The 25,719-nt window shown below is 68.5% G+C and carries 23 protein-coding genes and 1 riboswitch; of the genes, 20 read left to right on the top strand and 3 right to left on the bottom strand.

The features are described 5' to 3' along the window. The first annotated feature begins 13 nt into the window (after positions 1-13). From cheW to metF, 18 genes are all read left to right on the top strand, one after another. The gene (gene cheW, locus BX604_RS06735) at positions 14-529 is read left to right on the top strand and encodes a chemotaxis protein CheW (RefSeq protein WP_098550084.1); all 516 of its coding nucleotides are present in this window, start codon (positions 14-16) and stop codon (positions 527-529) included. Positions 530-566: 37 nt separating this feature from the next. Further along, complete coding sequence (locus tag BX604_RS06730) at positions 567-2,507, top strand: methyl-accepting chemotaxis protein (protein WP_098550083.1); 1,941 nt, start codon at positions 567-569, stop codon at positions 2,505-2,507. 3 nt (positions 2,508-2,510) lie between these two features. Then, positions 2,511-3,464, top strand: a complete 954-nt coding sequence (locus tag BX604_RS06725) for a CheR family methyltransferase (RefSeq protein ID WP_098550082.1) — start codon at positions 2,511-2,513, stop codon at positions 3,462-3,464. Then, complete coding sequence (gene cheD / locus BX604_RS06720; RefSeq protein WP_098550081.1) at positions 3,461-4,198, top strand: chemoreceptor glutamine deamidase CheD; 738 nt, start codon at positions 3,461-3,463, stop codon at positions 4,196-4,198. Before BX604_RS06725 ends, cheD begins: the two co-directional genes overlap by 4 nt. Continuing rightward, a complete protein-coding gene (locus BX604_RS06715; RefSeq protein ID WP_098550080.1) occupies positions 4,195-5,286 on the top strand; it encodes a protein-glutamate methylesterase/protein-glutamine glutaminase in 1,092 nt (363 codons plus the stop codon). The genes cheD and BX604_RS06715 overlap by 4 nt, the downstream gene beginning before the upstream one ends. 67 nt (positions 5,287-5,353) lie before the next feature. Next, the gene (cheY, locus tag BX604_RS06710; RefSeq protein WP_098550079.1) at positions 5,354-5,749 is read left to right on the top strand and encodes a chemotaxis response regulator CheY; all 396 of its coding nucleotides are present in this window, start codon (positions 5,354-5,356) and stop codon (positions 5,747-5,749) included. A 1-nt stretch (position 5,750) separates the two neighbouring features. After that, the gene (gene cheZ, locus BX604_RS06705; protein WP_098550078.1) at positions 5,751-6,482 is read left to right on the top strand and encodes a protein phosphatase CheZ; all 732 of its coding nucleotides are present in this window, start codon (positions 5,751-5,753) and stop codon (positions 6,480-6,482) included. Positions 6,483-6,727: 245 nt separating this feature from the next. Then, positions 6,728-7,231, top strand: a complete 504-nt coding sequence (locus tag BX604_RS06700; protein WP_098550077.1) for a DUF2844 domain-containing protein — start codon at positions 6,728-6,730, stop codon at positions 7,229-7,231. A gap of 16 nt (positions 7,232-7,247) precedes the next feature. Further along, complete coding sequence (locus tag BX604_RS06695) at positions 7,248-8,510, top strand: DUF3443 domain-containing protein (protein ID WP_098550076.1); 1,263 nt, start codon at positions 7,248-7,250, stop codon at positions 8,508-8,510. A gap of 146 nt (positions 8,511-8,656) precedes the next feature. Then, complete coding sequence (locus BX604_RS06690; protein WP_098550075.1) at positions 8,657-9,154, top strand: VOC family protein; 498 nt, start codon at positions 8,657-8,659, stop codon at positions 9,152-9,154. A 295-nt stretch (positions 9,155-9,449) separates the two neighbouring features. Then, positions 9,450-10,646, top strand: a complete 1,197-nt coding sequence (flhB, locus tag BX604_RS06685) for a flagellar biosynthesis protein FlhB (RefSeq protein ID WP_098550074.1) — start codon at positions 9,450-9,452, stop codon at positions 10,644-10,646. Continuing rightward, entirely contained in the window at positions 10,643-12,745 is a 2,103-nt protein-coding gene (flhA, locus tag BX604_RS06680; RefSeq protein ID WP_098550073.1) for a flagellar biosynthesis protein FlhA, read from the top strand. The genes flhB and flhA overlap by 4 nt, the downstream gene beginning before the upstream one ends. Continuing rightward, positions 12,742-14,514, top strand: a complete 1,773-nt coding sequence (flhF, locus tag BX604_RS06675) for a flagellar biosynthesis protein FlhF (RefSeq protein ID WP_098550072.1) — start codon at positions 12,742-12,744, stop codon at positions 14,512-14,514. The genes flhA and flhF overlap by 4 nt, the downstream gene beginning before the upstream one ends. Beyond that, positions 14,507-15,325, top strand: coding sequence for a MinD/ParA family ATP-binding protein (locus BX604_RS06670; protein ID WP_098550071.1), 819 nt, complete (start codon positions 14,507-14,509; stop codon positions 15,323-15,325). Before flhF ends, BX604_RS06670 begins: the two co-directional genes overlap by 8 nt. 15 nt (positions 15,326-15,340) lie before the next feature. Then, entirely contained in the window at positions 15,341-16,075 is a 735-nt protein-coding gene (locus tag BX604_RS06665; protein ID WP_098550070.1) for an RNA polymerase sigma factor FliA, read from the top strand. A gap of 77 nt (positions 16,076-16,152) precedes the next feature. Beyond that, positions 16,153-16,275: riboswitch (S-adenosyl-L-homocysteine riboswitch) on the top strand. Between the two features lie 32 nt (positions 16,276-16,307). After that, positions 16,308-17,726: an adenosylhomocysteinase gene (gene ahcY / locus BX604_RS06660; protein WP_098550069.1), complete on the top strand. Its 1,419-nt coding sequence runs from the start codon at positions 16,308-16,310 to the stop codon at positions 17,724-17,726. Between the two features lie 98 nt (positions 17,727-17,824). After that, entirely contained in the window at positions 17,825-18,178 is a 354-nt protein-coding gene (locus BX604_RS06655) for a phage holin family protein (protein WP_096508177.1), read from the top strand. A 24-nt stretch (positions 18,179-18,202) separates the two neighbouring features. Next, positions 18,203-19,033: a methylenetetrahydrofolate reductase [NAD(P)H] gene (metF, locus tag BX604_RS06650; protein ID WP_098550068.1), complete on the top strand. Its 831-nt coding sequence runs from the start codon at positions 18,203-18,205 to the stop codon at positions 19,031-19,033. 84 nt (positions 19,034-19,117) lie between these two features. Here metF and BX604_RS06645 read toward each other — a convergent pair whose 3' ends face one another. After that, a complete protein-coding gene (locus tag BX604_RS06645; RefSeq protein ID WP_098550067.1) occupies positions 19,118-20,596 on the bottom strand; it encodes an amidase in 1,479 nt (492 codons plus the stop codon). Positions 20,597-20,685: 89 nt separating this feature from the next. Further along, a complete protein-coding gene (locus BX604_RS06640; protein ID WP_098550066.1) occupies positions 20,686-21,378 on the bottom strand; it encodes a dienelactone hydrolase family protein in 693 nt (230 codons plus the stop codon). 260 nt (positions 21,379-21,638) lie between these two features. Here BX604_RS06640 and BX604_RS06635 point away from each other — a divergent pair, with 260 nt between their 5' ends. Together BX604_RS06635 and BX604_RS06630 are read left to right on the top strand one after the other, a co-directional pair. Then, the gene (locus BX604_RS06635; protein WP_098550065.1) at positions 21,639-22,718 is read left to right on the top strand and encodes an NAD(P)H-dependent flavin oxidoreductase; all 1,080 of its coding nucleotides are present in this window, start codon (positions 21,639-21,641) and stop codon (positions 22,716-22,718) included. Between the two features lie 498 nt (positions 22,719-23,216). Continuing rightward, positions 23,217-24,359: a branched-chain amino acid ABC transporter substrate-binding protein gene (locus BX604_RS06630; RefSeq protein ID WP_098550064.1), complete on the top strand. Its 1,143-nt coding sequence runs from the start codon at positions 23,217-23,219 to the stop codon at positions 24,357-24,359. A gap of 94 nt (positions 24,360-24,453) precedes the next feature. On the opposite strand, the gene BX604_RS06625 is transcribed toward BX604_RS06630, so the two are convergent. Further along, positions 24,454-25,668, bottom strand: a complete 1,215-nt coding sequence (locus BX604_RS06625) for an MFS transporter (protein ID WP_098550063.1) — start codon at positions 25,666-25,668, stop codon at positions 24,454-24,456. Between the last annotated feature and the right edge of the window lie 51 nt (positions 25,669-25,719).

The raw sequence follows: 25,719 nt of genomic DNA, 5'->3' as shown, positions 1-25,719 counted from the left end.
TGCTGAAGTCCAAATGATCAATCCGGCCGCGGCGAACGCGGCCAGCAGCCGCCGCGACGCCGGGCAAGGCGATGCGACGGGCCAGGAATTCCTCGTGTTCACGCTCGGCGACGAGGAATACGGGATCGACATCCTGAAGGTGCAGGAAATCCGCGGCTACGAGAGCGTCACGCGCATCGCGAACGCGCCGGATTTCATCAAGGGCGTGATCAACCTGCGCGGCATCATCGTGCCGATCGTCGACATGCGGATCAAGTTTCACCTCGGCCGCGTCGAGTACGACCACCAGACCGTCGTGATCATCCTGAACGTCGCGCATCGCGTGGTCGGGATGGTGGTCGACGGCGTGTCGGACGTGCTCACGCTGCAGGCCGACCAGATCATGCCGGCGCCGGAATTCGGCGCGACGCTGACGACCGAGTACCTGACGGGCCTCGGCACGGTCGAGGGCCGGATGCTGATCCTGATGGATATCGAAAAGCTGATGACGAGCCGGGAAATGGCGTTGATCGAGGCGCTCGGCGCGTAAGCGCGCCGCGCGCGCAGGAACTTCGGGAGAATCTGCGATGTTGCATAACTGGTCGATCCGCACGACGCTCACGGCGGTCGGACTCATCCTCGTGTGCCTGGCTGCCGCGGTCGGCGGGCTCGGCCTCTACGCGCTCAATCACGCGAGCCGCTCGCTCGACGAGATCTCGCACGTCGACCTGCCGGCGATCCACGCGCTCGACGACACGTCGTCGTACCTGCTGCGCGCGCGCGTGTCGCTCGACCGCTTCCGTTCGCTGACCGAGGCCGGCAACACGGCCGAGGCCGGCAAGGTGCTCGACCGCGCGCAGGTGCTCTACACGAAGTCGAACGAGAACTGGCAGGCGTTCCAGTCGACGCCGAAGCTCGGCGTCGACCAGGCGCTCATCGACGAGCTTGCCACGCGCTATACGGCGATCGTGAAGGAAGGCGTCGAGCCGGAATTCGCGGCCGCGCGCGCGGGCGACATGGCCGCGTACCACGCGGTTGCCGACACCAGGATCAGCCCGATGTTCGTTGCCTACGACCTGGCCGCGTCGGCCGTGATCGCGTCGCTGCAAAAGCGCGCGAACGAGCGCCAGGCCACGACGCAGTCGCAGATTTCGCTGATGATCGGCCTGATCGCGGCCGGCATCGCGATCGCGTTCGTCGTCGTGATCGCGATCCGTTTCGCGCTGCGCGGGCTGATCGTGAAGCCGCTTGAAGATGCGATCGCGCACTTCGAGCGCATCGCCGGCGGCGACCTCACGCAGCCGGTGAACGTGTTCAGCAAGAACGAGATCGGTCGCCTGTTCGGCGGCATCAAGCGGATGCAGGACGCCGTGACGACGATGGTGCAGGCCGTGCATCGCGGCACCGAGTCGATCGACGTCGGTGCGCGCGAGATCTCGACCGGCAACACCGACCTGTCGCAACGCACCGAAGAGCAGGCCGCATCGCTGCAGGAGACCGCCTCGAGCATGGAGCAGCTGACCGGCACCGTGCGGCAGAACGCGGAGAACGCGCGGCAGGCGAGCCAGCTCGCGGTGAACGCATCCGATATCGCGACGCAGGGCGGCGAGGTGGTCGGCCAGGTCGTGTCGACGATGCAGGACATCGCGGCAAGCTCGGGCAAGGTCGTTGACATCATCGGCACGATCGAGGGCATCGCGTTCCAGACCAACATCCTCGCGCTGAACGCGGCGGTCGAAGCCGCGCGTGCGGGCGAGCAGGGCCGCGGCTTCGCGGTGGTCGCGGGCGAAGTGCGCTCGCTCGCGCAGCGCAGCGCGAGCGCCGCGAAGGAAATCAAGCAGCTGATCGGCGATTCGGCCGGGAAGGTCGAAAGCGGATCGGCGCTCGTCGCCCGCGCCGGTTCGACGATGGACGAGATCGTCCAGGCCGTGCGCCGCGTCACCGACATCATGGGCGAGATCAGCGCTGCGTCGGACGAGCAGTCGACCGGCATCGAGCAGGTCAATCGCGCGGTCGGCCAGATGGATTCGGTCACGCAGCAGAACGCGGCGCTCGTCGAGCAGGCCGCGGCGGCCGCTGCGTCGCTCGAGGAGCAGACGCGCCAGATGAAGTCGATCGTGTCGAGCTGGCACGTCATCGGCGGCATCGCGCTCGCGCCGTCGCGCAGCGTCGTGCGCCCGGTCGCGCACGAACCGGCCGCGGCGCCCGCGCTGCCGTCGGCAAGCCGTTCCGAAACCGCGCCGGCACTGCCGGCGCCGCAGGCCGCAACCCATGCGCGCCGCGCCGCGACGGCTTCGCCGGCGGCGAGCCCGGCCGCGAGCCGCGAACCGAAGCGCGCGGCCGACAGTGGCGCGCGCACGCAGAAAGACGCATCGGCCGCGAGCGGCTACGGCCCGCGTCTGTCGAAGACGGCCGCCGCAGCGCCCAAGGCGGCCGACAAGCCCGCGCTGCTGCGTCCGGCACTGCACGGCGAGAAGCCGGCGCTGGCCGCGGCCGGCACGTCCGATGACGACTGGGAGACCTTCTAAGCCATGTCGACCGCGCGCGCACCGTTTCGACCCGATGCACCGGACGCCTCGCCTCGCGCGGGCGAGCCGGGGCGCGACTTCGCGTTCACCGGCGCGGATTTCGCACGCATCCGCGCGCTGATTCATCAACGCGCGGGGATCTCGCTGTCCGAGCACAAGCGCGACATGGCATACAGCCGTCTCGCGCGCCGGCTGCGCGCCCGCGGGCTCGACACGTTTCGCGACTACCTCGACCTGCTCGAGCAGGAGAGCGATCCGCTCGAGTGGGAAGCGTTCACCAACGCGCTGACGACGAACCTGACCGCGTTCTTCCGCGAGTCGCACCACTTTCCGATCCTCGCGGACTTCGTGAAGGGCCGCGCCGCGCCGGTGTCGGTGTGGTGCTCGGCGGCGTCGACCGGCGAGGAGCCGTATTCGATCGCGATCACGCTGATCGAGGCGCTCGGCGAATCGGCGGCGCGCGGCGCGTCGATCCTCGCGACCGACCTCGACACGCAGGTGCTCGCGAAGGCCGAGGCCGGCATCTATACGTACGACCAGGTCAAGCATCTGGCGCCGGAGCGGCTCAAGCGCTTCTTCCTGAAAGGCACCGGCGCGCAGGCCGGCCGCGTGAAGGTGCGCCCGGAGCTGCGCGCGATGATCCGCTTCGAGCAACTGAACCTGACCGATGCCGACTACGGGATCGCGAAGCCGTTCGACGCGATCTTCTGCCGCAACGTGATGATCTATTTCGACAAGCCGACGCAAGGGCAGGTGCTGTCGCGCTTCGAGCCGCTCGTGAAGCCGGGCGGGCTGCTGTTCGCCGGTCATTCGGAAAACTTCACGTACGTCACGCAGGCGTTCCGGCTGCGCGGGCAGACGGTGTACGAACTGACGCGCGATGCCGGGCCGGGCACGCGGGTGCGCGCGCCCGCCCGCGCCGCGGGTGCCGTGCCTGCTTGCGGAGACCGCGGATGAGCGCTCTGCCGATCGCGGCCAATCGCTACTTCGACACTCACTTCGAGCGCCCCGGCGTGAAGTTGCTGCCGAACGAGTTCTACACCACGTCCGAGGACATGGTGCTGATGACCGTGCTCGGCTCGTGCGTCGCCGCCTGCCTGCACGATCCCTACGCGGGCATCGGCGGGATGAATCACTTCATGTTGCCCGACGACGGCGCCGACGCGGGCGCGGCCGCGTCGGAAGCGATGCGCTACGGCGCGTACGCGATGGAAGTGCTGATCAACGAACTGATCAAGGCGGGCGGGCGCCGCGAGCGCTTCGAGGCGAAGGTGTTCGGCGGCGCGGCCGTGCTGGCCGGGATGACGACCATCAACATCGGCGATCGCAACGCGGATTTCGTGCGCCGCTATCTCGCGCTGGAGCGCATTCGCATCACCGCGGAGGATCTGCAGGGCGTGCATCCGCGCAAGGTCGCGTTCATGCCGCACACGGGCCGCGCGATGGTGAAGAAGCTGCGGCTGCAGGTGCCGGGCGTGACCGAGCGCGAAGCCGCGGAGGCCAATCGCGTGCGCGCCGCCCGGCCGCGCGCGCACGTCGAACTGTTCGCGGCGAAACGGCCGGCCACACCGCCGCCGGCGCGTCCGCGCATCGAGCTGTTCGGTGCCCGCGGCGCCGCTGGTGCACCGGCGACGGGCGCGACGACCGGCAGCCCGTATGCGGCCAACCTTTCGAGAAAGCAGGAGGCATGACCGCAGTGCAGAAGATCAAAGTGTTGTGCGTCGACGACTCGGCGCTGATTCGCAGCCTGATGACGGAGATCATCAACAGCCAGCCCGACATGTCGGTGTGCGCGACCGCACCCGATCCGCTGGTCGCGCGCGAGCTCATCAAGCAGCACAACCCGGACGTGCTCACGCTGGACGTCGAAATGCCGCGCATGGACGGGCTCGACTTCCTCGAGAAGCTGATGCGGCTGCGGCCGATGCCCGTCGTGATGGTGTCGTCGCTGACCGAGCGCGGCTCGGAGATCACGCTGCGCGCGCTCGAACTCGGCGCGGTGGATTTCGTGACGAAGCCGCGCGTCGGGATCCGCGACGGCATGCTCGACTACGCGGAAAAGCTCGCCGACAAGATTCGCGCGGCGTCGCGCGCCCGCGTGCGGCAGGCGCCGCAGCCGCAGGCCGCCGCGCGCGCGACGGGCGGCCAGCCGGCTGCACCGATGATCAACAACCCGCTCGTCAGTACCGAGAAGCTGATCATCATCGGCGCATCGACGGGCGGCACCGAGGCGATCCGCGAAGTGCTGACGCCGCTGCCGCCGGATGCGCCGGCGGTGCTGATCGCGCAGCACATGCCGCCGGGCTTCACGAAATCGTTCGCGCAGCGGCTGAACGGCCTGTGCCGGATCGCGGTGAAGGAAGCCGAGCACGGCGAGCGCGTGCTGCCGGGCCATGCGTACATCGCGCCCGGCCATGCGCACTTGCTGCTCGCGCGTAGCGGGGCGAACTACATCGCGCAGCTGTCGGAGGCGCCGCCGGTGAACCGTCACCGGCCATCGGTCGACGTGCTGTTCCGCTCGGCGGCGCAGCACGCGGGCAAGAACGCGATCGGCGTGATCCTCACGGGGATGGGGCGCGACGGCGCGGCCGGGCTGCTCGACATGAAGCGCGCGGGCGCCCACACGTTCGCGCAGGACGAGGCGAGCTGCATCGTGTTCGGCATGCCGCGCGAGGCGATCGCGCTCGGCGGCGCGGAAGAGGTCGCGCCGCTTGCCGAGATGAGCCGGCGCGTGATGGCGCGCCTCGCGACGATGGGCGACCGCGTACAGCGGGTCTGAATGAAATGTCACGGGACGCGTGCAAGGTTGCGCGGCCCGACGGTAACGAATCTGCAAAGGAACGACGATGGACAAGAGCATGAAAATCCTGGTGGTGGACGATTTCCCGACGATGCGCCGGATCGTCCGCAACCTGCTCAAGGAACTGGGCTACGCGAACGTCGACGAAGCCGAGGACGGCGCGGCCGGCCTCGCGCGTCTGCGCGGCGGCAGCTTCGACTTCGTGATCTCGGACTGGAACATGCCGAACCTCGACGGCCTCGCGATGCTGAAGGAAATCCGCGCGGACGCGGCGCTCACGCACCTGCCGGTGCTGATGGTCACGGCCGAGTCGAAGAAGGAGAACATCATCGCGGCCGCGCAGGCCGGCGCGAGCGGCTACGTCGTGAAGCCGTTCACGGCCGCGACGCTCGACGAGAAGCTGAACAAGATCATCGACAAGATGGCGAAGGCCGGGAGCTGACGTGAACGAGCCGATTCATGCGGCGCTCGCCGGCGCGGAATTCAACGCCGACAGCCACGCCGAAGGCGCCGATCTCGCGAGCGACCGCATCCTCGCGCGTATCGGCCAGCTCACGCGCACGCTGCGCGATTCGATGCGCGAGCTCGGACTCGACAAGCATGTCGAGCGTGCGGCCGAAGCCGTGCCCGACGCGCGCGACCGGCTGCGCTACGTCGCGACGATGACCGAGCAGGCGGCCGAGCGCGTGCTGAACGCGATCGAGATCGCGAAGCCCGTGCAGGAGCGCATCCAGAACGAGGCCGAGGCGCTCGACGCGCGCTGGGCGCAGTGGTACGCGGCGCCGATCGAGCACGCCGAGGTGCGCGAGCTGATGAGCGACACGCGCACGTTCCTGCACAGCTTGCCCGACGCGACGTCCGCGACCAGCGCGCAGCTGCTCGAGATCATGCTCGCGCAGGATTTCCAGGACCTGACCGGGCAGGTGATCAAGAAGATCATGGACATGGTCTACCTGATCGAGCAGCAACTGCTCACCGTGCTCGTCGAGAACATCGCGCCCGAGCGGCGCGAACAGTTCGCGGCGACCGCGGCCGCGCTCGCGGCCGGGCACGTGAGCACGACCGGCAGCCCCGAGTCGCTGCTGAACGGGCCGCAGGTCGCGCCCGAGGGCAAGTCCGACGTGGTGCAGGACCAGGCGCAGGTTGACGACCTGCTTGCGAGCCTGGGCTTCTGACCCTGCGGCATCGCGCCGGTCCGTCCATGTCGTGGAGCGGCCCGGTGCGTATGGCTTTCACGTTCCCCCACGGCCCGCCGCGAGCGGGCCGCGCTGCGTCAATTTGACACTCCGGCACACTCCGCAGGCATACTACGCGTCAGCAGCAACGAAGCGTCATTCTTACGACTTTCATTGGTTGACCTGCGGCGCCGAGCCTGACGACGGGGCCGACGGCAACGAAGCCAGTCCCTTTGGGGGGGAACGTGAAGCTGAAACGCTTGGGCTGGACCGCCGCGCATGCGGCGGTTGCAATGGGTGTGCTGTGGAGCGTCCACGCACAGGCCGAACTGGGCGGCGCGCCGATGTCGCCACCGGCGGACGATCACGCGGCCACCGTGCGCGCGCTGCAGCGCGCGATGCGCTCGGCCGACGGCACACCGGCGAACACGGCCGCCTATACCGTGCGCGAGATCACGTTCGGATCGGGCACCGTCATTCACGAATACACGTCCACGGCCGGCACCGTGTTCGGCCTCGCGTGGCGCGGGCCGACGATGCCGGATCTGGCGTCGCTCCTCGGCAGCTATTTCCCGCAGTACACCGCTGGCGTTCAGGTGGCCCACGCGGCGCGCGGCTGGCGCGCACCGGTGTCCGTCGACACGAGCAACCTCGTGATCCGCACGGGCGGCCACATGGGCGCATTCGCGGGCCAGGCGTGGTTGCCGGCGGCGCTGCCTGCCGGGCTGACCGGCACCGACATCCAGTGACAGCGGGAGAGCGATCTTGAGAATTCCTCGTACCTTCAAGCGCTGGCTCGGGCTGCTGAGCCTGGCGGCCGTGACGGCCATGCTCGTGACCGCATGCGGCGGCGGCGGCGACGACAACAACAACAACAACAACAACGGTAACAACGGCAACAACGGCGGCAACCCCAGCGTATCGGACGGCAACACCGCCAATACGGCCGTGATCACCGTTGGCACCGGCGTCGCGCGCGTGATCAACATTCCGACCGTCAACGTGAAGATCTGCGTGCCCGGCACGTCGAACTGCCAGGTGGTCAACAACGTGCTGGTCGACACCGCGTCGTACGGGCTGCGGCTGGTCGGCAGCGCCGTGTCGGGCGTGCTCGGCAACCTGCCGCAGGTGACGAGCGGCGGCGCGCCGGTCGCCGAATGCGGCAAGTTCGTGTCCAGCTACACATGGGGCACGGTGCGTACCGTCGACCTGACGATCGGTTCGGAGCAGGCAAGTTCGCTCCCGGTGCAGATCATCGGCGACCTCGGCACGACCGGCGTACCGAGCTCGTGCACGAACGGCGGGACGTCGGCGAACTCGGCCAACGATCTCGGCGCGAACGGCATTCTCGGTATCGGGCCGGCGCCGGTGGACTGCGGCACGAACTGCGCGACGTCGACGTCGGCGACCTACAACAACTACTATGCGTGCCCGAACGGCAATTCGAGCTGCGCGATTGCGCTGGTGCCGATTGCGCAGCAGGTGGCCAACCCGGTCCAGCGTTTCGCGACCGACAACAACGGCGTGATCGTGCAGATGCCGGGCATCTCCAGCAGCGGGCAGGCCAGTGCAACCGGCCAGCTGACGTTCGGGATCGGCACGCAGAGCAACAACGCGCTTGCCGCGTCGACGGTGATGACGTCGACGACGACCGGCGACGTGAGCGCGACGTTCCTCGGCAGCAACGTGACCGCGTTCTTCGATACGGGTTCGAACGCGTATTTCTTCAACGACACGTCGCAGACGAAGTGCTCGACCAACACGCAGTTCTACTGCCCGTCGTCGACGGCGACCTACACGGCGACGCTGACCGGCCAGAACGGGACGACAGGCGGCGTGTCGATGTCGATCCAGAACGCCGATTCGCTGTTCTCGAACCCGTCGACGTTCGCGTTCAACGACATCGCCGGCCCGTTCGGCGCGTCGGGATGGCTCGATCTCGGCATGCCGCACTTCTACGGCAAGACGATCTACTTCGGGATGGACAAGACCGCGAGCGGCGGCGCGGCACCTTACGTCGCCTTCTGAGCGCGCACGCGGCACGGCAGCAAAAAGGGGGGCGAGCGATCGCCCCCTTTTTTTATCCGCGGGGCCGCCCCGGGCGGCGTGCGGATACAGCGCCTACGATATAAGACCAGGTACGGATGCCGACAAGACATCGAGGAGGCAGCATCATGAGTCAGCGCATTCAACGTATCACGCCGTTCCTGTGGTTCGACCGCGACGCCGAGGCGGCCGCCAACTTCTACGTGTCGGTGTTCGACGACGCACGCATCGTGCACGTCGCGCGCTACGGCAAGGCCGGCGCCGAGGTGTCCGGGCATGCGGAGGGCGCGGTGATGACGGTGTCGTTCGAGCTCGACGGGGTGGCGTTCCTCGCGCTGAACGGCGGCCCGGCGTTTCCGCTCACGCCGGCCGTGTCGTTCGTGGTCAACTGCCGCGACCAGCACGAGATCGACCGCTACTGGGCGGCGCTGTCCGACGGCGGCGACGAGCGCGCGCAGCAGTGCGGCTGGCTGCGCGACCGCTTCGGCGTGTCGTGGCAGGTCGTGCCGGTGCAGATGTCCGGACTGATGACGGGCGACCCGGCGCGCGCCGAGCGCGTGATGGCGCAGGTGATGAAGATGAAGAAGCTCGATCTCGCGCTGCTGCAGCAGGCGGCGGCCGGGTAGGGAGCGCGCCCGCGTGCCGGTCTCGCTCGGCCGGCATGCGGGCGCGGCTTGCCTCAACGCTTCCCCTCCAGGTCGAATCCGCGCGTCACCGCTTCCTCCCTTCCTCCGCCGACGCCTTCACCCTCCCTCCGCCGCGCCGCCGTTCGTGCCCCCGATTTCCCCCCGCCACCAGCCCGCCCGATTCCCCGAAATACCCCCCTTTCCCGGCTTTGCTCGACCGATCGGCGTTTGACGTGCGCATGAATAATCGGTGTCACTGGAAAACGGCATTTCGCCGTACCCGACTGGAGGCCCCGTGGCAGACGAGAGCGATCTCGACAAGACCGAAGCCGCCACTCCGAGGCGCCGCGAGAAGGCGCGCGAGGAGGGGCAGGTCGCGCGTTCGCGCGAACTGGCTTCGTTCGCGCTGCTCGCGGCCGGGTTCTACGGTGCATGGCTGCTCGCGGGTCCGTCGGGTGCGCATTTGCAGTCGATGCTGCGCGGCGCCTTCTCGTTCGACCGCGCCACGGCGTTCGACACGAACCGGATGCTGTCCGCGGCCGGCAGCGCGAGCGCCGAGGGCCTCACCGCGCTGCTGCCGCTGCTCGCGCTGACCGGCCTGGCCGCGCTGGCCGCGCCGATGGCGCTCGGCGGCTGGCTGATCTCGCAAAAGACCTTCGAGCTGAAGTTCGACCGCCTGAACCCGATCTCCGGCCTCGGCCGCATCTTCTCGATCCAGGGGCCGATCCAGCTCGGGATGTCGCTCGTGAAGACGCTCGTCGTCGGCGGGATCGGCGGGATCGCGATCTGGCGCAGCAAGGACGAACTGCTCGGCCTCGCGACCCAGCCGCTCGGCTCAGCACTTGCCGATGCGCTGCACCTGGTCGCCGTGTGCTGCGGCACGACGGTTGCCGGGATGCTGGTCGTCGCCGCGCTCGATGTTCCTTACCAAATCTGGCAGTACAACAAGAAGTTGCGCATGACGAAGGAAGAAGTGAAGCGCGAGCATCGCGAGAACGAAGGCGATCCGCACGTGAAGGGCCGCATCCGCCAGCAGCAGCGCGCGATCGCGCGGCGCCGGATGATGGCCGCCGTGCCGAAGGCCGACGTGGTCGTCACGAACCCGACGCACTTCGCCGTCGCGCTGCAATACACGGATGGCGAGATGCGCGCGCCGAAGGTCGTCGCGAAGGGCGTGAACCTCGTCGCCGCGCGCATCCGCGAGCTCGCGGCCGAGCACAACGTGCCGCTGCTCGAAGCGCCGCCGCTCGCGCGTGCGCTGTATCACAACGTCGAACTCGAACGCGAGATTCCCGGCTCGCTGTACTCGGCCGTCGCCGAAGTGCTCGCATGGGTCTACCAGCTCAAGCGCTTCCGCTCGGAAGGCGGCGCGTTCCCGGCGGCGCCGGTCGATCTCGCCGTGCCGGCCGACCTCGACCAGGGTACGTCGGTGTCGACCGACGACGAGCGTGACGAAGCCGACGACGCACTCGGCACGCGAGGCGCGGCATGAGCACCCCGACCACTGGCCTGTTCGGCAAGCGCCCGAACCCGTTCGCCGGCACCAACCTGCGCGCGCTCGCCGGCCCGATCCTCATCTGCATGATCCTGGGGATGATGATCCTGCCGCTGCCGCCGATGCTGCTGGATCTGCTGTTCACGTTCAACATCGCGCTGTCGGTGATGGTGCTGCTCGTCAGCATGTACACGATGAAGCCGCTCGATTTCGCGGCGTTCCCGAGCGTGCTGTTGTTCTCGACGCTGCTGCGCCTGTCGCTGAACGTCGCGTCGACGCGCGTCGTGCTGCTCGAGGGCCACACCGGCCCCGACGCGGCCGGCCAGGTGATCGAGGCGTTCGGCCACTTCCTGGTCGGCGGCAATTTCGCGGTCGGCATCGTCGTGTTCGTGATCCTGATGATCATCAACTTCATGGTGATCACGAAGGGCGCGGGGCGGATCGCCGAAGTGTCCGCGCGCTTCACGCTCGACGCGATGCCCGGCAAGCAGATGGCGATCGACGCCGACCTGAACGCGGGCCTCATCAACGAGGAGCAGGCACGCAAGCGCCGCACCTCGGTCGCGCAGGAAGCCGAGTTCTACGGGTCGATGGACGGTGCGTCGAAGTTCGTGCGCGGCGACGCGATCGCGGGCCTGATCATCATGGCGATCAACGTGATCGGCGGGCTGATCGTCGGGATGGTCCAGCACGACATGAGCTTTGCCGCGGCCGGCACCAACTACACGCTGCTGACGATCGGCGACGGCCTCGTCGCGCAGATCCCGTCGCTCGTGATCTCGACGGCAGCCGGCGTGATCGTGTCGCGGGTCGCGACCGACGAGGACATCGGCACCCAGATCACCGGCCAGCTGTTCGCGAACCCGCGCGTGCTGGTCATCACCGGCTCGATCATCGTGCTGATGGGGCTGATCCCGGGCATGCCGCACTTCGCGTTCCTCGCGCTCGGCGGCGGCGCGATCTGGCTGGCGCGCACGCAGACCCGCCGCGCGGCGGCCCGCGTCGCGGCCGGCGACGTGACCGAGATTGCGCCGCCCGCCGCGCTGCCGGGTGAAAGCCACGAAGCGACCTGGGACGACGTGCAGCTGATCGATCCGCTCGGCCTCGAAGTCGGCTACCGGCTGATTCCGCTCGTCGACAAGAACAGCGACGGCGAGCTGCTCAAGCGCATCAAGAGCATCCGCAAGAAATTCGCGCAGGAAATCGGCTTCCTGCCGCCGGTGATCCACATCCGCGACAACCTCGAGCTGCGGCCGAACGCGTACCGGATCGCGCTGAAGGGCGTCGAGATCGGCACCGGCGAAGTGTTCCCGGGCCAGTGGCTCGCGATCAACCCGGGCCAGGTGACGGCCGCGCTGCCGGGCGCGCTCACGCAGGATCCGGCATTCGGGCTGCCGGCCGTGTGGATCGACGTCGCGATGCGCGAGCAGGCGCAGGTGTACGGCTACACGGTGGTCGATGCGAGCACGGTGGTCGCGACACACCTGAACCATCTGGTCGTCCAGCATGCGGCCGAACTGCTCGGCCGCCAGGAAGTGCAGGCGCTCGTCGAGCGCACCGGCAAGGACGCGCCGTCGCTCGTCGAGGACCTCGTGCCGAAGACGATCTCGCTCACGACGCTGCAGAAAGTGCTGCAGAACCTGCTCGACGAAGGCGTGCCGATCCGCGACATGCGCACGATCCTCGAATCCGTGTCCGAACACGCGGGCCGCGGCGACGCGTACGAGATCACCGCCGCGGTGCGGCTGTCGCTCGGCCGCGCGATCACGCAGCAGTGGTATCCGGGCGCGGGCGAGATGCAGGTGATGGGTCTCGATTCGAATCTCGAGCGCGTGCTGTCGCAGGCGCTCGCCACCGGCGCAAATCCGGGCCTCGAGCCGGGCCTTGCGCACAACCTTCTGACCGGCACGCAACAAGCGATGCTGCGTCAACAGAATCTCGGGCTGCCGCCCGTGCTGCTCGTGCAGCACGCGTTGCGCGCGATGCTCGCGCGTTTCCTGCGCCGCAGCCTGCCGCAATTGAAAGTGTTGTCGTACGCCGAAGTGCCGGATACACGCACGATCAAAGTTGTTAACGTCATCGGGGGCCCCGCTTGAACATCCGCAAATTCACCGGCGCGACCAGCCGCGACGCGCTTCGCCTCGTACGCGAGGCACTCGGCGCCGACGCCGTCGTGCTGTCGAACCGCTCGCTCGATGACGGCAGCGTCGAAATCGTTGCACTCGCCGACTCGGACCTCGCCGCGGTCGCACCGTCGGTTGCCGCTCGCCCGCGCGCGAGCGCGCCGCGGGCGCCGGAGTCCGTGCCGGCCGCCGCGGTGCCGGGCATCGTGTCGCGCCCGGGCGCCGCCGCACCCGCACCCGCACGTCCGGCCGGCAATCCGTATGCCGCCGGCGCTGGCGGCCTGCCGGACGTGTTCTCGTCGGTGTTCGGCGCCAGCGCCGAAGCGACGGAACCGGCCGCGTTCGACGCCGACACGCATGCGCCGGCGGAGCTGTCGCCGTCGGTGTCCGCCGCCGTCGCGCCCGCGACGTCTTCCGAACCCGCACCGTGGCTCGTCGAGCACGCGAAGCGCCTGACGCAGCAGCGCGACGCGCTGATGGTGCGTACGCACGCGGCGCCTGCCGCGCCGCAAGCACCGGCTCCCGCACCGCAGGATGCGGCGCCGGCCGGCTGGGCGCGCGACATCGTGCGCGACGCCGAACGCCGGCTGCCCGCCACGGCCACAGCCGGTACGAACGACACCGCCGCCGCCGCCCGCGCGAGCGACGCGGACGCCGCGAAACCGGCCGAGCGTACGCGCCTGTCCGCCGATGTGGCCGCCGCGGTCGCCGATGCGGTGAAGTCGCGCATCGAGAGCGTCGTCAACGACACGGTGATGCATGAGCTCGGCGCGATGCGCGGGATGATGCAGGAGCAGTTCGACAGCCTGATGTGGCACGACCGCCAGCGCCGCAGCCCGGTGCACGGCGCGCTGACCAGGCATCTGTTCGCGGCCGGCTTCTCCGCGCAGCTCGTGCGGATGCTGGTCGACCACCTGCCGTCCGGCGACGCCACGCAGACCTTCGAGCAGGCCGTCGAATGGGCGCAGTCGGTGCTCGCGGCGAACCTGCCGGTGCTCGACAGCGAGGACGCGCTGATGGAGCGCGGCGGCGTGTTCGCGCTGATGGGGCCGACCGGCGTCGGCAAGACGACCACCACCGCGAAGCTCGCCGCGCGCTGCGTGATGCGCTTCGGCGCGAGCAAGGTCGCGTTGCTGACCACCGACAGCTACCGGATCGGCGGCCACGAGCAACTGCGCATCTTCGGCAAGATCCTCGGCGTGCCGGTGCACGCGGTGAAGGATGCGGGCGATCTCGCGCTCGCGCTGTCCGAGCTGCGCAACAAGCACATCGTGCTGATCGACACGATCGGCATGAGCCAGCGCGATCGCGCGCTGTCCGACCAGATCGCGATGCTGCACGGCGCGAACGCACCGGTGCAGCGCCTGCTGCTGCTCAACGCGACGAGCCACGGCGACACGCTCAACGAAGTCGTCCAGGCGTACCGCAGCGCGGGCGAGCATCCGCAGGCGGCATCCCCGGATCTCGCCGGCTGCATCCTGACCAAGCTCGACGAAGCGACGCACCTGGGCGGCGTGCTCGACACGGTGATCCGCTACAAGCTGCCCGTCCACTACGTGTCGACCGGCCAGAAGGTGCCGGAGAACCTGTATGTCGCGACGACCCGATTCCTGCTGAAAAGCGCGTTCTGTGTGCCGCGCGACGGCTCGCCCTTCGTGCCGCAAGACGAGGACATGCCGACGCTGCTTTCCGCACTGACCGCACGTTCCACCGCCGAGCTGCACGAGGTGCGATTTGGATAAACGGATCATCGACCAGGCCGAGGGGCTGCGCCGCCTGCTGGCCGGGCGCGCGTCGCGCATCGTCGCGGTGACGGGCGGGCCGGCGGGCGTCGGCTGCACGGCCACCGTCCTGAACCTCGCGGCGGCGCTGGTCGCGCTCGGCAAGGACGTGCTCGTCGTCGACGAGCGCACGGACGTGCATTCGGCCGCCGCGACGCTGGCGGGCGCCTCGCTGCGCGACGGCGAACGCACGCGGGTGGCCGCCGGCTTCAGCCTGTGCGCGGCCGGGCAGCTCGCGCGCGATGGCTACAGCGACGCGCAGCTGAGCGACTTCATCGACGGCCAGGCCGACATCGTGCTGGTCGATGCGCGGCTCGGCGCCGACGGGGCGCTCTCGGCGCTCGCGCGCGAAGCGCACGACGTGCTGATCGTCACGCGGGTCGCCGCGCAGGCGATCACCGAGGCCTACGCGTGCATGAAGCGCCTGCATTTCACGCACGCGCTCGCGCAGTTCCGCGTGCTGACCAACCACGTCGGCAATCACACGGACGCGAAGACCGCCTTCGACAACCTGGCAGGCGTCGCGAGCCGCTACTTGACGGTGTCGATCGCGGATGCCGGCTGCGTGAGCGCCGACCCGCTCGTCGAGCGGGCGCGCGCACTGAGGCATACCGCGGTCGACGCGTTCCCGTCGTCGGCTGCCGCGCGCGACTACCGGCAGATTGCCGCCGACTTGCTGTACTGGCCGATGCGCCCGCGTTCGGGGGCGGGCCGCGCCGTCCACGCGGGCGGCAAGCCGTCGTATGAGGCGGGTGCGGCCCACGCCGCGTGAGCGAAGGAGAGAGCCATGATGTACAACGCTCAAGGAAAGATGACCCAGGCCGACGTGCTCGCGCAATACGCGCCGCTCGTGCGGCGCCTGGGGTTGCAGCTCGTCGCGAAGATGCCGGCGAGCGTCGACCTTGACGACCTGATCCAGGCCGGCATGATCGGCCTGATGGATGCGGCCGGCCGCTACAAGGAAGACCAGGGCGCGCAGTTCGAAACCTACGCGACCCAGCGCATTCGCGGCGCGATGCTCGACGAGCTGCGCAGCAACGACTGGCTGCCGCGCAGCCTGCGCAAGACGTCGCGCGAGGTCGAGCACGCGGTGCACCAGGTCGAGCAGCACCTCGGCCGCTCGGCGAGCGAGGCCGAGATCGCGCAGCACCTGAAGATGCCGCTCGACGAATACCAGGGGATGTTGCAGGACCTGCACGGCAGCCAGCTCATCTACTACGAGGATTTCGACCGCGCGGCCGACGACGAGCCGTTCCTCGACCGCTACCGCGTCGATCACGCCGATCCGCTGTCGGCGCTGCTCGACGACCACCTGCGCGAGGCGCTCGTCGAAGCGATCGAGCGGCTGCCCGAGCGCGAGAAGCTGCTGATGTCGCTGTACTACGAGCGGGGCCTGAACCTGCGCGAGATCGGCGCGGTGCTCGAAGTCAGCGAGTCGCGCGTGTGCCAGCTGCACAGCCAGGCCGTCGCGCGGCTGCGCGCGCGGTTGCGCGAACAGGCGTGGGTCGGCGCGGAAACCTGACCCTTTCATTGTGCTCACGCGCGCCGACGCCGCGCGTGCCGCGCAATTCTTGCGCCGATTTGCTACAATCCCTCCCGTTTTCCGAGGAGCGTTGCGACGGACCTTCTGCGTCCGCCAGGCTCGGAGAGCTTCACCAAGCAGCCGTGCGGCGAGACAGTGGTTTCGCGCCGGCCCCGCTTCCTGAACGGCGCTCACGTCACCAATCTAGAAACTTTTTAGAAAGGAGGGCGTGATGAACGCCATTATTGATTCCCAGGCTTCCAAGGATTACGTCGTCGCCGACATGGCGCTGGCCGGCTGGGGCCGCAAGGAATTGAACATTGCCGAGACCGAAATGCCGGGCCTCGTGCAGATCCGCGACGAATACAAGGCGCAGCAGCCGCTGAAGGGCGCGCGCATCGCGGGTTCGCTGCACATGACGATCCAGACCGGCGTGCTGATCGAGACGCTGAAGGCGCTCGGCGCGGACGTTCGCTGGGCGTCGTGCAACATCTTCTCGACGCAGGACCACGCTGCTGCCGCGATCGTCGAATCCGGCACGCCGGTGTTCGCGTTCAAGGGCGAATCGCTCGACGAATACTGGGAGTTCTCGCACCGCATCTTCGAATGGCCGAACGGCGAATTCGCGAACATGATCCTGGACGACGGCGGCGACGCAACGCTGCTGCTGATCCTCGGCTCGAAGGCCGAGAAGGACCGTTCGGTGATCGCGAAGCCGACCAACGAGGAAGAAGTCGCGCTGTACAAGTCGATCGAGAAGCACCTCGACCTCGACGCGACCTGGTACTCGAAGCGTCTCGCGCACATCAAGGGCGTGACCGAAGAAACCACGACCGGCGTGCACCGCCTGTACCAGATGGAAAAGGACGGCCGCCTGCCGTTCCCGGCGTTCAACGTGAACGACTCGGTCACCAAGTCGAAGTTCGACAACCTGTACGGCTGCCGTGAATCGCTGGTCGACGGCATCAAGCGCGCGACCGACGTGATGATCGCGGGCAAGGTCGCGGTCGTCGCGGGCTACGGCGACGTGGGCAAGGGCTGCGCGCAATCGCTGCGCGGCCTGGGCGCGACCGTGTGGGTCACCGAAATCGATCCGATCTGCGCGCTGCAGGCGGCGATGGAAGGCTACCGCGTCGTGACGATGGAATACGCAGCCGACAAGGCCGACATCTTCGTGACGGCGACCGGCAACTTCCACGTGATCGGCCACGACCACATGAAGGCGATGCGCCACAACGCGATCGTCTGCAACATCGGCCACTTCGACTCGGAAATCGACGTCGCGTCGACCCGCCAGTACCAGTGGGAAAACATCAAGCCGCAGGTCGACCACATCATCTTCCCGGACGGCAAGCGCGTGATCCTGCTGGCCGAAGGCCGCCTGGTGAACCTCGGCTGCGCGACCGGCCACCCGTCGTTCGTGATGTCGAACTCGTTCGCGAACCAGACGCTCGCGCAGATCGAGCTGTTCGTGCGCGGCGCCGAGTACGAGAACAAGGTGTACGTGCTGCCGAAGCATCTCGATGAAAAGGTCGCGCGCCTGCACCTCGCGCGCATCGGCGCGAACCTGTCCGTGCTGTCGGACGAGCAGGCTTCGTACATCGGCGTGCAGAAGGACGGCCCGTTCAAGCCGAACCACTACCGCTACTGATGCGCCGCCGCCGCCGTGCCGCGCACGCCCCGCTCGGGGGCGCGCGGCGCGGCGGCGGCGCCTGACCGCACAGATCGACAACCGAACCGGAGCCCTCCATGAGCGTCATCCTCACCTGGGTCATCAACGCCCTCGCGCTGCTGATCATCACGTACCTCGTGCCGTCGATCCACATCAAGAGCTTCGGCACCGCGCTGATCATCGCGGTCGTGCTGGGCCTGATCAACACGGTGATTCGTCCGGTGCTGATCCTGCTGACGCTGCCCGTCACGATCGTCACGCTCGGGGTGTTCATCCTCGTCGTGAACGCGTTGTGCTTCTGGTTCGCGTCGTCGCTGCTGAAGGGCTTCGAGGTGTCGGGTTTCTGGTCCGCATTCTTCGGTTCGATCCTGTACAGCATCGTGTCGTGGCTGCTGTCCGCGCTGATCTTCGGGCAGCGCGACTTCGGCTGACGACTCGGGTCTTTCTTCCGAATCATGAAACCGATCGAACTCTCGTTTGAATTCTTCCCGCCGAAAACGGCGGAGGGCGTCGAGAAGTTGCGCGCGACGCGTGCGCAGCTGATGCCGCTGAAGCCGAAATTCGTCTCCGTGACGTTCGGCGCCGGCGGCTCGACGCAGCAGGGCACGCTCGATACCGTGCTCGACATGCAGAAGGACGGCCTCGAGGCCGCCCCTCACCTGTCGTGCATCGGCTCGTCGCGCGACAACCTGCGCGCGATCCTCGACCAGTACCGCTCGCACGGCATCCGGCATATCGTCGCGCTGCGCGGCGACCTGCCGTCGGGGATGGGCGCGGTCGGCGAGCTGCGTTATGCGTCCGAGCTCGTCAGCTTCATCCGCGCTGAGCATGGCGACTGGTTCCACATCGAAGTCGCAGGCTATCCGGAGTACCACCCGCAATCGCGTTCGCCCAAGGCCGATCTCGAGAACTTCGCGCGCAAGGTGAAAGCCGGCGCGAATTCCGCGATCACGCAGTACTTCTTCAACGCCGACGCGTATTTCCGCTTCGTCGACGATGCGCGCAAGCTGGGTGTGGACGTGCCGATCGTGCCGGGCATCATGCCGATCACGAACTTCTCGCAACTGATGCGCTTCTCGGAAATGTGCGGCGCGGAAGTGCCGCGCTGGGTCGCGCGCCGGCTCGAGAGCTTCGGCGACGATCGCGACGCGATCCGCGCATTCGGCGCGGACGTCGTCACCGATCTGTGCCGGCGCCTGATCGACGCGGGCGTGCCGGGGCTGCACTTCTACACGCTGAACGCGGCGTCCGCGACGCGCACGATCTGCGATCGACTCGCCGGTTAAGCGCCGCGCGACGTCTGATGCGAAAAGCCCCGCCGGTTCTGCCGGCGGGGCTTTTTTTATCGCCGCGGCGCGGTCCGACCCGGTTCAGCGCTGCGCCTGCATCAACGGCGGGCGCCGGTCGAACCACGGCCGCGCCTGTTCGAGCTGGCGCGCGAGCTGGAGCAGCAGCGCATCGTCGGCATGGCGCGCGACGAACTGCACGCCGATCGGCAGCCCGCGCGCGTTCCAGTAGAGCGGCACCGACATCGCGGGCTGCCCCGTCAGGTTGAACAGCTCGGTGCAGCCGGCCCAAGCGAACGCCTTCTCCGACGCCCTCGACAGCATTTCCTGCAGCAGCGGCTTCACCGGCAGCGCGCCGAGCAGCTTCATCTGCGCGGCTTCGAACGGCGTGGGCTGCAACTCGCCGATCTTGACTGGCGGCGCCGCGAGCGTCGCGCACAGAATCGCGTCGTAGCGCGACACGAGGCCGGCCACCTGCACGGTGAGCTGACGCTGCCATTCGAGCACGTTCGGCAGGCGCGCACGCGCCACGCGACGGCCGACGACGGCCATCGCCCACGTCGCGGGCTCGAACTCGCCGCGCTTCGGCGTGCGCCCGGTCAGCGCGCGCGCGCCGAGCACCATCTCCTCGGCGATCGTCGCCCACAGTGTGAGGAAGGTTTCGGCCGCGCGGGCATAGTCGATGTGCAGCGTCGCCGGTTCGACGTGATGGCCGAGCGATTCGACGAGCGCGGCCGCGTCGTTCAGCGCGGCGAGCGTATCGTCGGCGAGCGCGGGCGCGAGCATCGGATCGACGACGAGGCCGATCCGCAGCGGGCCGGGCGGCGTGTCGAGCGCGCCGAGGTAGGTGCCGGGGGCGCCGGGCGGCAGCGTCTGGCCGGTCGTCACGTCGAGCAGCAGCGCGCTGTCGCGCACGCTGCGCGCCACCGCGTGCTGGACGACCAGCTCGCCGTTCGACGGCAGGTCGACCAGCAGCGGGTTGCGGCTCGGCTTCAGGCCGAACAGCCCGCAGCACGACGCTGGAATCCGGATCGAGCCGCCGCCGTCGGACGCATGCGCGAGCGGCACGATGCCGGCCGCGACGGCCGCCGCCGCGCCGCCGCTCGAACCGCCTGGCGTGTGATCGAGGTTCCACGGGTTACGGCACGCGCCGAACAGCTGGGGTTCGGTGTACGGCATCTGGCCGATCTCGGACGTGTTGGTCTTGCCGAACACGTTGAGCCCGGCCGCGCGGCTTCGCGCGATCACCGGCGAATCGTCGGCGGGCACGAAGTACCGGTAGTGCCGGCTGCCCATCGACAGCGGCAGCCCGGCGACCGCCGCACCGAGATCCTTCACGAGATACGGGACGCCGCCGAACGGGGCATCGGCGCCGGCATCGACGGCCGGCTCCGTGCGCTTGCGTGCGGCGTCGTAGTCCTGCAGCACGATCGCGTTGACCGCACCGTTGACCGCTTCGGCCTGCCCGATCGCGGCGTCGAGCAGTTCGCGCGGGCTCGCCTTGCGGTCGCGCACGAGCGCGGCGAGGCCGATCGCGTCATGCGCGAGATAGTCCGAGTGCATCGCTGTCACCCCCGTTGTGACTCGTGGCGATGAAAGGAGAATAACGCGGGGCCCGGCGCGCCGGCCCCCGCGGCCGGCCATGCCTGCTTTTACAGGTGCTCGGCGAGGAACGTCAGCGTGCGGCCGTGCGCGAGCGCCGATGCGCGCTGATGGTACGACGCGCGGTCCGTGCAGTTGAAGCCGTGCTCGGCGCCCGGGTACACGTGGAACGACGCGTTGCCGCGGCCCGCGAATGCGCCCTTCACCTGCTCGACGGCCGCCAGCGGGATCCCGTGATCGTTTTCCGCGTAGTGGAACAGGATCGGCTGCGTGACCTTGCCGGCGAGGTCGAGCGCATTCTGGATGCCGCCGCCGTAATAGGCGACCGCCGCATCGACCTTGCCCGCGGCGGCTGCGCGATACGCGAGCTGGCCGCCGAAGCAGTAGCCGATCGCGGCGATCTTGTCGGCGACTTCGGGGCGTGCGCGCAGCACGTCGGCCGCCGCGCCGATGTCCGCGACCGCGAGGCCGATGTCGGTCTTCTTCATCAGCTCGATGCCTTTGTCGCGATCGGCGCCTTCATAGGTCAGCTCGACGCGCGGCTGCGTGCGCCAGAACACGTCCGGCGCGAGCGCGACGAAGCCGTCGGCCGCGTACTGATCCGCGACTGCGCGGATGTGCGAGTTCACGCCGAAGATCTCCTGGATGATGATGACGGCGGGGCCTTTGCCGCGCTTGGGCAGCGCGAGATAGCCGCCGAAGCTGTCGTTACCGGTCGGGATGTCGATCCATTGGGCAGTCACGTTTGAACTCCTGGCGAACGGGCGCGCGCGACGCGCGCCGCGGGTGGAAGAGGGGCGGCCTAGTGTGCCACCAATCCCGGGGTGGTGCAGTGTCCGCGCCCGCGATGTGTACGGCGTCTCCGGCGTGCGGCCGAACCCGCTTCTCGCGCAGCGATCGTTTTGATCTCGATTATTCATTTTTCGGCGCTGCGCCGCTTCGATAGAGTCGATGTGTCGGTCTTTACAAAGCGCTTTCGCGCATCGTCATCGAAGGATTCGCCATGTCCGCCCGTTCATTCTCCACCCCGTTTTCAGAACGCTTCGGCCTGCGCCTGCCGCTCGTGCAGGCGCCGATGGTCGGCGCGACCACGGCCGCGATGGTCGCGGCCGCCTCCCGGGCCGGCGCGCTCGGCAGTCTCGGCGCCGGCGCGTTCGCGCCCGATCGCCTCGCGACCGAAGTCGACGCCATTCGCGCGGCGACCGATCGTCCGTTCGCCGTGAACCTGTTCGTGCTGCCCGATGCGTCGCCCGACGCGGCGACGGTTGCGCGTGCGCTCGCCGCGATCGATCCGCTGAATGCGACGCTCGGGCTGCCGCCGGGCACCGCGCCCGCGCGATATGCGCCCGACTTTCGCGCGCAGCTCGATGCGCTCGTCGCCCTGCGCGTGCCGGTCGCGAGCTTCACGTTCGGCGTGCTCGACGCGGCCGACGTCGCGCGCCTGAAGGCCGCCGGCACCTACGTGATCGGCACAGCGACGCATGTCGCCGAAGGGCTCGCGTGGCAGGCGGCCGGCGCCGACGCGTTGTCCGCGCAGGGTTCGGAAGCCGGCGGGCATCGCGGCACCTTCATCGGCACGGCCGACGATGCGCTGATCGGCACGCTCGCGCTGGTGCCGCAACTCGTCGACGCGACCGGCCTGCCGGTGCTCGCCGCCGGCGGCATCATGGACGGCCGCGGGATCGCCGCCGCGCTCGCGCTCGGCGCGCAGGGCGCACAGCTCGGCACCGCGTTCCTCACCTGCGCGGAGAGCGCGATCGCGGCCGACTGGAAAGCGCGTCTGCTCGCGAGCACCGATACGTCGACGCAGGTGACGCGCGCGATCACCGGGCGCCATGCGCGCGGGTTGCGCAACACGCTGATGGCGCGGCTCGGCGAACGCGTCGCCGACGCCGCGCCGTATCCAGTGCAGAACGCGCTGACGCAGCCGCTGCGCCAGGCGGCCGCGCGCGCGAACGACGGCGACTATCTGTCGCTGTGGGCCGGGCAGGGCGCGCCGCTCGCGCGGCGCCGCGACGCCGGGCTGACGACGTCGCAACTCGTCGCGGCGCTCGACACCGAATGGCGTGCGACGCTCGCATGAACGGACCGGCCGTTGTCTGAATGTTTCGATGCCCGTATGAAAGCGTCGATGCCTGTGTGAGTGCTCCGAAAGCTGCCTGAACGGTTCCTCGCCGAGCCCGAAACGCGCGTGTTGTCACGCGCGTTTCATTCAATGATCCCGCGCACAAAATACCGAATCGAAATGACGCGGGAATGCTTTAAAGCGAGCTTTCAACCGGCTTCTGGCGATTAGCGGAAACCCTTATCTGGCGGGGCTTGCAGCGATATTCGAGGAGTTATTCCAAAGCGCCGTATCGGTAGTGTTACCACTACCCCAAAAAAGTCCCACAAATTAATTTGATCACCTACACTTGCGCGCAAGTACGGGCGGGCAGTTGCTAAAAGCGGCTGTTTCCCACGTGCTTGAGGCCAAGTGCATGAACGATGCAACCGGCGAATCGTCCAGTGAATGCAAACACAGGGATGGCAGCGGGGCACCGGGCGATGGCGTTTATTGGGACCGAAACTGGAGACTTATATGAATATCAAGATGCAAAAGCTGTTGCCGATCACCGCCGCGGCGATGCTGTGCGTTGCAGCTGCAAGCAACGCGGCCGCCGATGAAGTCGTCAAGATTGGCCACGTCGCGCCCTTGACGGGCGGTATTGCACACCTGGGCAAGGACAACGAAAACGGTGCACGTCTCGCAGTGGAGGAGATCAACGCCAAGGGTCTCACGATCGGCGGCCAGAAAATCACGCTGCAACTGGACGCGCAGGATGACGCGGCCGACCCGCGCCAGGCCACGCAGGTTGCGCAGAAGCTCGTCGACGACAAGGTCGTCGCGGTGGTCGGCCACCTGAACTCGGGCACGTCGATCCCGGCCTCGAAGATCTACAGCGATGCGGGCATCGTGCAGATCTCGCCGTCGGCGACCAACCCGGCCTACACGCAGCAAGGCTTCAAGACCACGTACCGTGTGGTGGCGACCGATGCGCAGCAGGGTCCGGCACTCGCGAACTACGCGCACTCGAAGGGCATCAAGAGCGTGGCGGTGGTCGACGATTCGACCGCATACGGCCAGGGTCTCGCGAACGAGTTCGAGAAGAAGGCGAAGGCGCTCGGCCTGAAGGTCATGTCGCACGACGCGACCAACGACAAGGCGGTCGACTTCCGCGCGATTCTGACCAAGATCAAGGGCGAGAATCCGGACGCGATCATGTACGGCGGCATGGATGCCACCGGCGGCCCGTTCGCGAAACAGGCGAAGCAGCTCGGCCTGCGCGCGAAGATCTTCGCGGGCGACGGCGTGTGCACGGAAAAGCTGGCCGACCTGGCCGGCGATGCGACCGACAACATCGTGTGCTCGGAAGCCGGTGCGTCGCTCGAGAAGATGCCGGGCGGTGCCGCGTTCAAGGCGAAGTACGAGAAGCGTTTCGGCCAGCCGATCCAGATCTACGCACCGTTCACGTACGATGCCGTGTACATCATCGTCGATGCGATGAAGCGCGCGAACTCGACGGATCCGGCGAAGATCCTCGCGGCCATGCCGGCGACGAACTACACGGGCGTGATCGGCACGACGACCTTCGACTCGAAGGGCGATCTGCAGCACGGCGTGATTTCGCTGTACAACTACAAGAGCGGCAAGAAGTCGCTGCTCGACGAAGTGAAGATGTAAGCTGAAAGGCGGTCGACAGAAGGGGTGAAAGCGCGCCTGCGGCAACGCAGGCGCGCTTTCTTTTTGGGGCGCCGCGGCAGGCGCGGCGCGCCCGTCAGATCTTCAGATGCGTGAGCACCTTCGGCGCGACCGCCGCGACGAGCGCCGCGCACAGCGCGACCACCGACAGCCCGATCGTCAGGTTCGCGGCCTGCGCGACCGCACCGATCACGACCGGACCGAACAGCAGTCCGAAATACGCGAGCCCGGCCACGTGCGCGAGCCCCTCGGCCGCGTGGATCCCTTTCACGCGCGCGGCGGCGGCGAACAGCACGGGCATCATGTTCGCGAGGCCGAGGCCCATCAGCGTGAAACCCGTCAGTACCGCTACCGGGTTCGGCAGCAGCAGGGCGCCGACCATCCCCGCGCACGCGAGCGACGCGCTGACGAACACGAGCTGCGGCGCGCCGAAGCGCGCGCGCACGGTGTCGCCCGCGAAGCGCGCGATCGCCATTCCGCCGGAGAATGCGGCATACGCGGCGCTCGCGAGCGCCGGGCTCGCCGCGACCACGTCGCGCATGTAGACCGTCGCCCAGTCGTACATCGCGCCTTCGGCGATCAGCGCGACGAGCGCAATGCCGCCGAGCATCCACAGCGCGGACGAGCGCCAGCGATTGCCGCCGCCGTGCGCGTGTTCGTGATGCGGCACGTGCGGCAGCACGGCCGGGCTCGCGGCCAGCAGCACCGCCGCGCTGACGGCCGCCGCGAGCGCCAGGTGCACGGCCGGCGCCATGCCGGCCGACAGCAGCGCACCGCCCGCCGCCGCGCCCGACATCCCGCCGATGCTGAACATCCCGTGCAGCGACGACATGATCGGCTTGCCGAGCGCGATCTCGACCGCGCTCGCCTCGGCGTTCATCGCGACGTCCAGCGTGGCCATCGAGAAGCCGAACAGCGCGAGCACGACGAGCAGCATCCAGTAGTCGGGCACGACGAGGATCAGCGCCGCGCACGCGGACAGTGCGAGGCCGCCCGCGAGGCACGCGGTTCGCGAGCCGACGCGCGCGATCCAGCGCGCGATCGTCAGCATCGCGGCGATCGAGCCGCCCGCGACCGCGAACAGCGCGATCGACAGCAGCCCCGGGCTCAGCGCGAACGTGTCGCGCACGGTCGGCACGTGCACGCCCCAGGACGCGTACATCATGCCGGCGACGAAGAACAGCGCCATCGTCGCCGTGCGTGCGCGCTGGCGGACCGGCAGGGCCAGCACGCGATGCACGTCGGGCGGGGCGGCGAAATCGGACGAGGATCGGGAGGAAGATTCGGACACGGAATGCTCTTCGGTAAAAAATGCGCGGGCGCGTCGCGCCCGTCTGATTCG

This window comes from Burkholderia sp. JKS000303, from assembly GCF_002563755.1.
Lineage (GTDB): Bacteria > Pseudomonadota > Gammaproteobacteria > Burkholderiales > Burkholderiaceae > Burkholderia > Burkholderia anthina_B.
Note: the sequence above shows the minus strand (reverse complement) of the source record. Positions and strands in the feature narration are given on the sequence as shown.

What these genes read in the sequence shown, in the direction of transcription:
- cheW (WP_098550084.1), top strand. Translation starts at nt 14, where the DNA reads ATGATCAATCCGGCCGCGGCGAACGCGGCCAGCAGCCGCCGCGACGCC.
- BX604_RS06730 (WP_098550083.1), top strand. Translation starts at nt 567, where the DNA reads ATGTTGCATAACTGGTCGATCCGCACGACGCTCACGGCGGTCGGACTC.
- BX604_RS06725 (WP_098550082.1), top strand. Translation starts at nt 2,511, where the DNA reads ATGTCGACCGCGCGCGCACCGTTTCGACCCGATGCACCGGACGCCTCG.
- cheD (WP_098550081.1), top strand. Translation starts at nt 3,461, where the DNA reads ATGAGCGCTCTGCCGATCGCGGCCAATCGCTACTTCGACACTCACTTC.
- BX604_RS06715 (WP_098550080.1), top strand. Translation starts at nt 4,195, where the DNA reads ATGACCGCAGTGCAGAAGATCAAAGTGTTGTGCGTCGACGACTCGGCG.
- cheY (WP_098550079.1), top strand. Translation starts at nt 5,354, where the DNA reads ATGGACAAGAGCATGAAAATCCTGGTGGTGGACGATTTCCCGACGATG.
- BX604_RS06690 (WP_098550075.1), top strand. Translation starts at nt 8,657, where the DNA reads ATGAGTCAGCGCATTCAACGTATCACGCCGTTCCTGTGGTTCGACCGC.
- flhA (WP_098550073.1), top strand. Translation starts at nt 10,643, where the DNA reads ATGAGCACCCCGACCACTGGCCTGTTCGGCAAGCGCCCGAACCCGTTC.
- BX604_RS06665 (WP_098550070.1), top strand. Translation starts at nt 15,341, where the DNA reads ATGATGTACAACGCTCAAGGAAAGATGACCCAGGCCGACGTGCTCGCG.
- ahcY (WP_098550069.1), top strand. Translation starts at nt 16,308, where the DNA reads ATGAACGCCATTATTGATTCCCAGGCTTCCAAGGATTACGTCGTCGCC.
- BX604_RS06655 (WP_096508177.1), top strand. Translation starts at nt 17,825, where the DNA reads ATGAGCGTCATCCTCACCTGGGTCATCAACGCCCTCGCGCTGCTGATC.
- metF (WP_098550068.1), top strand. Translation starts at nt 18,203, where the DNA reads ATGAAACCGATCGAACTCTCGTTTGAATTCTTCCCGCCGAAAACGGCG.
- BX604_RS06645 (WP_098550067.1), bottom strand. Translation starts at nt 20,596, where the DNA reads ATGCACTCGGACTATCTCGCGCATGACGCGATCGGCCTCGCCGCGCTC.
- BX604_RS06635 (WP_098550065.1), top strand. Translation starts at nt 21,639, where the DNA reads ATGTCCGCCCGTTCATTCTCCACCCCGTTTTCAGAACGCTTCGGCCTG.
- BX604_RS06630 (WP_098550064.1), top strand. Translation starts at nt 23,217, where the DNA reads ATGAATATCAAGATGCAAAAGCTGTTGCCGATCACCGCCGCGGCGATG.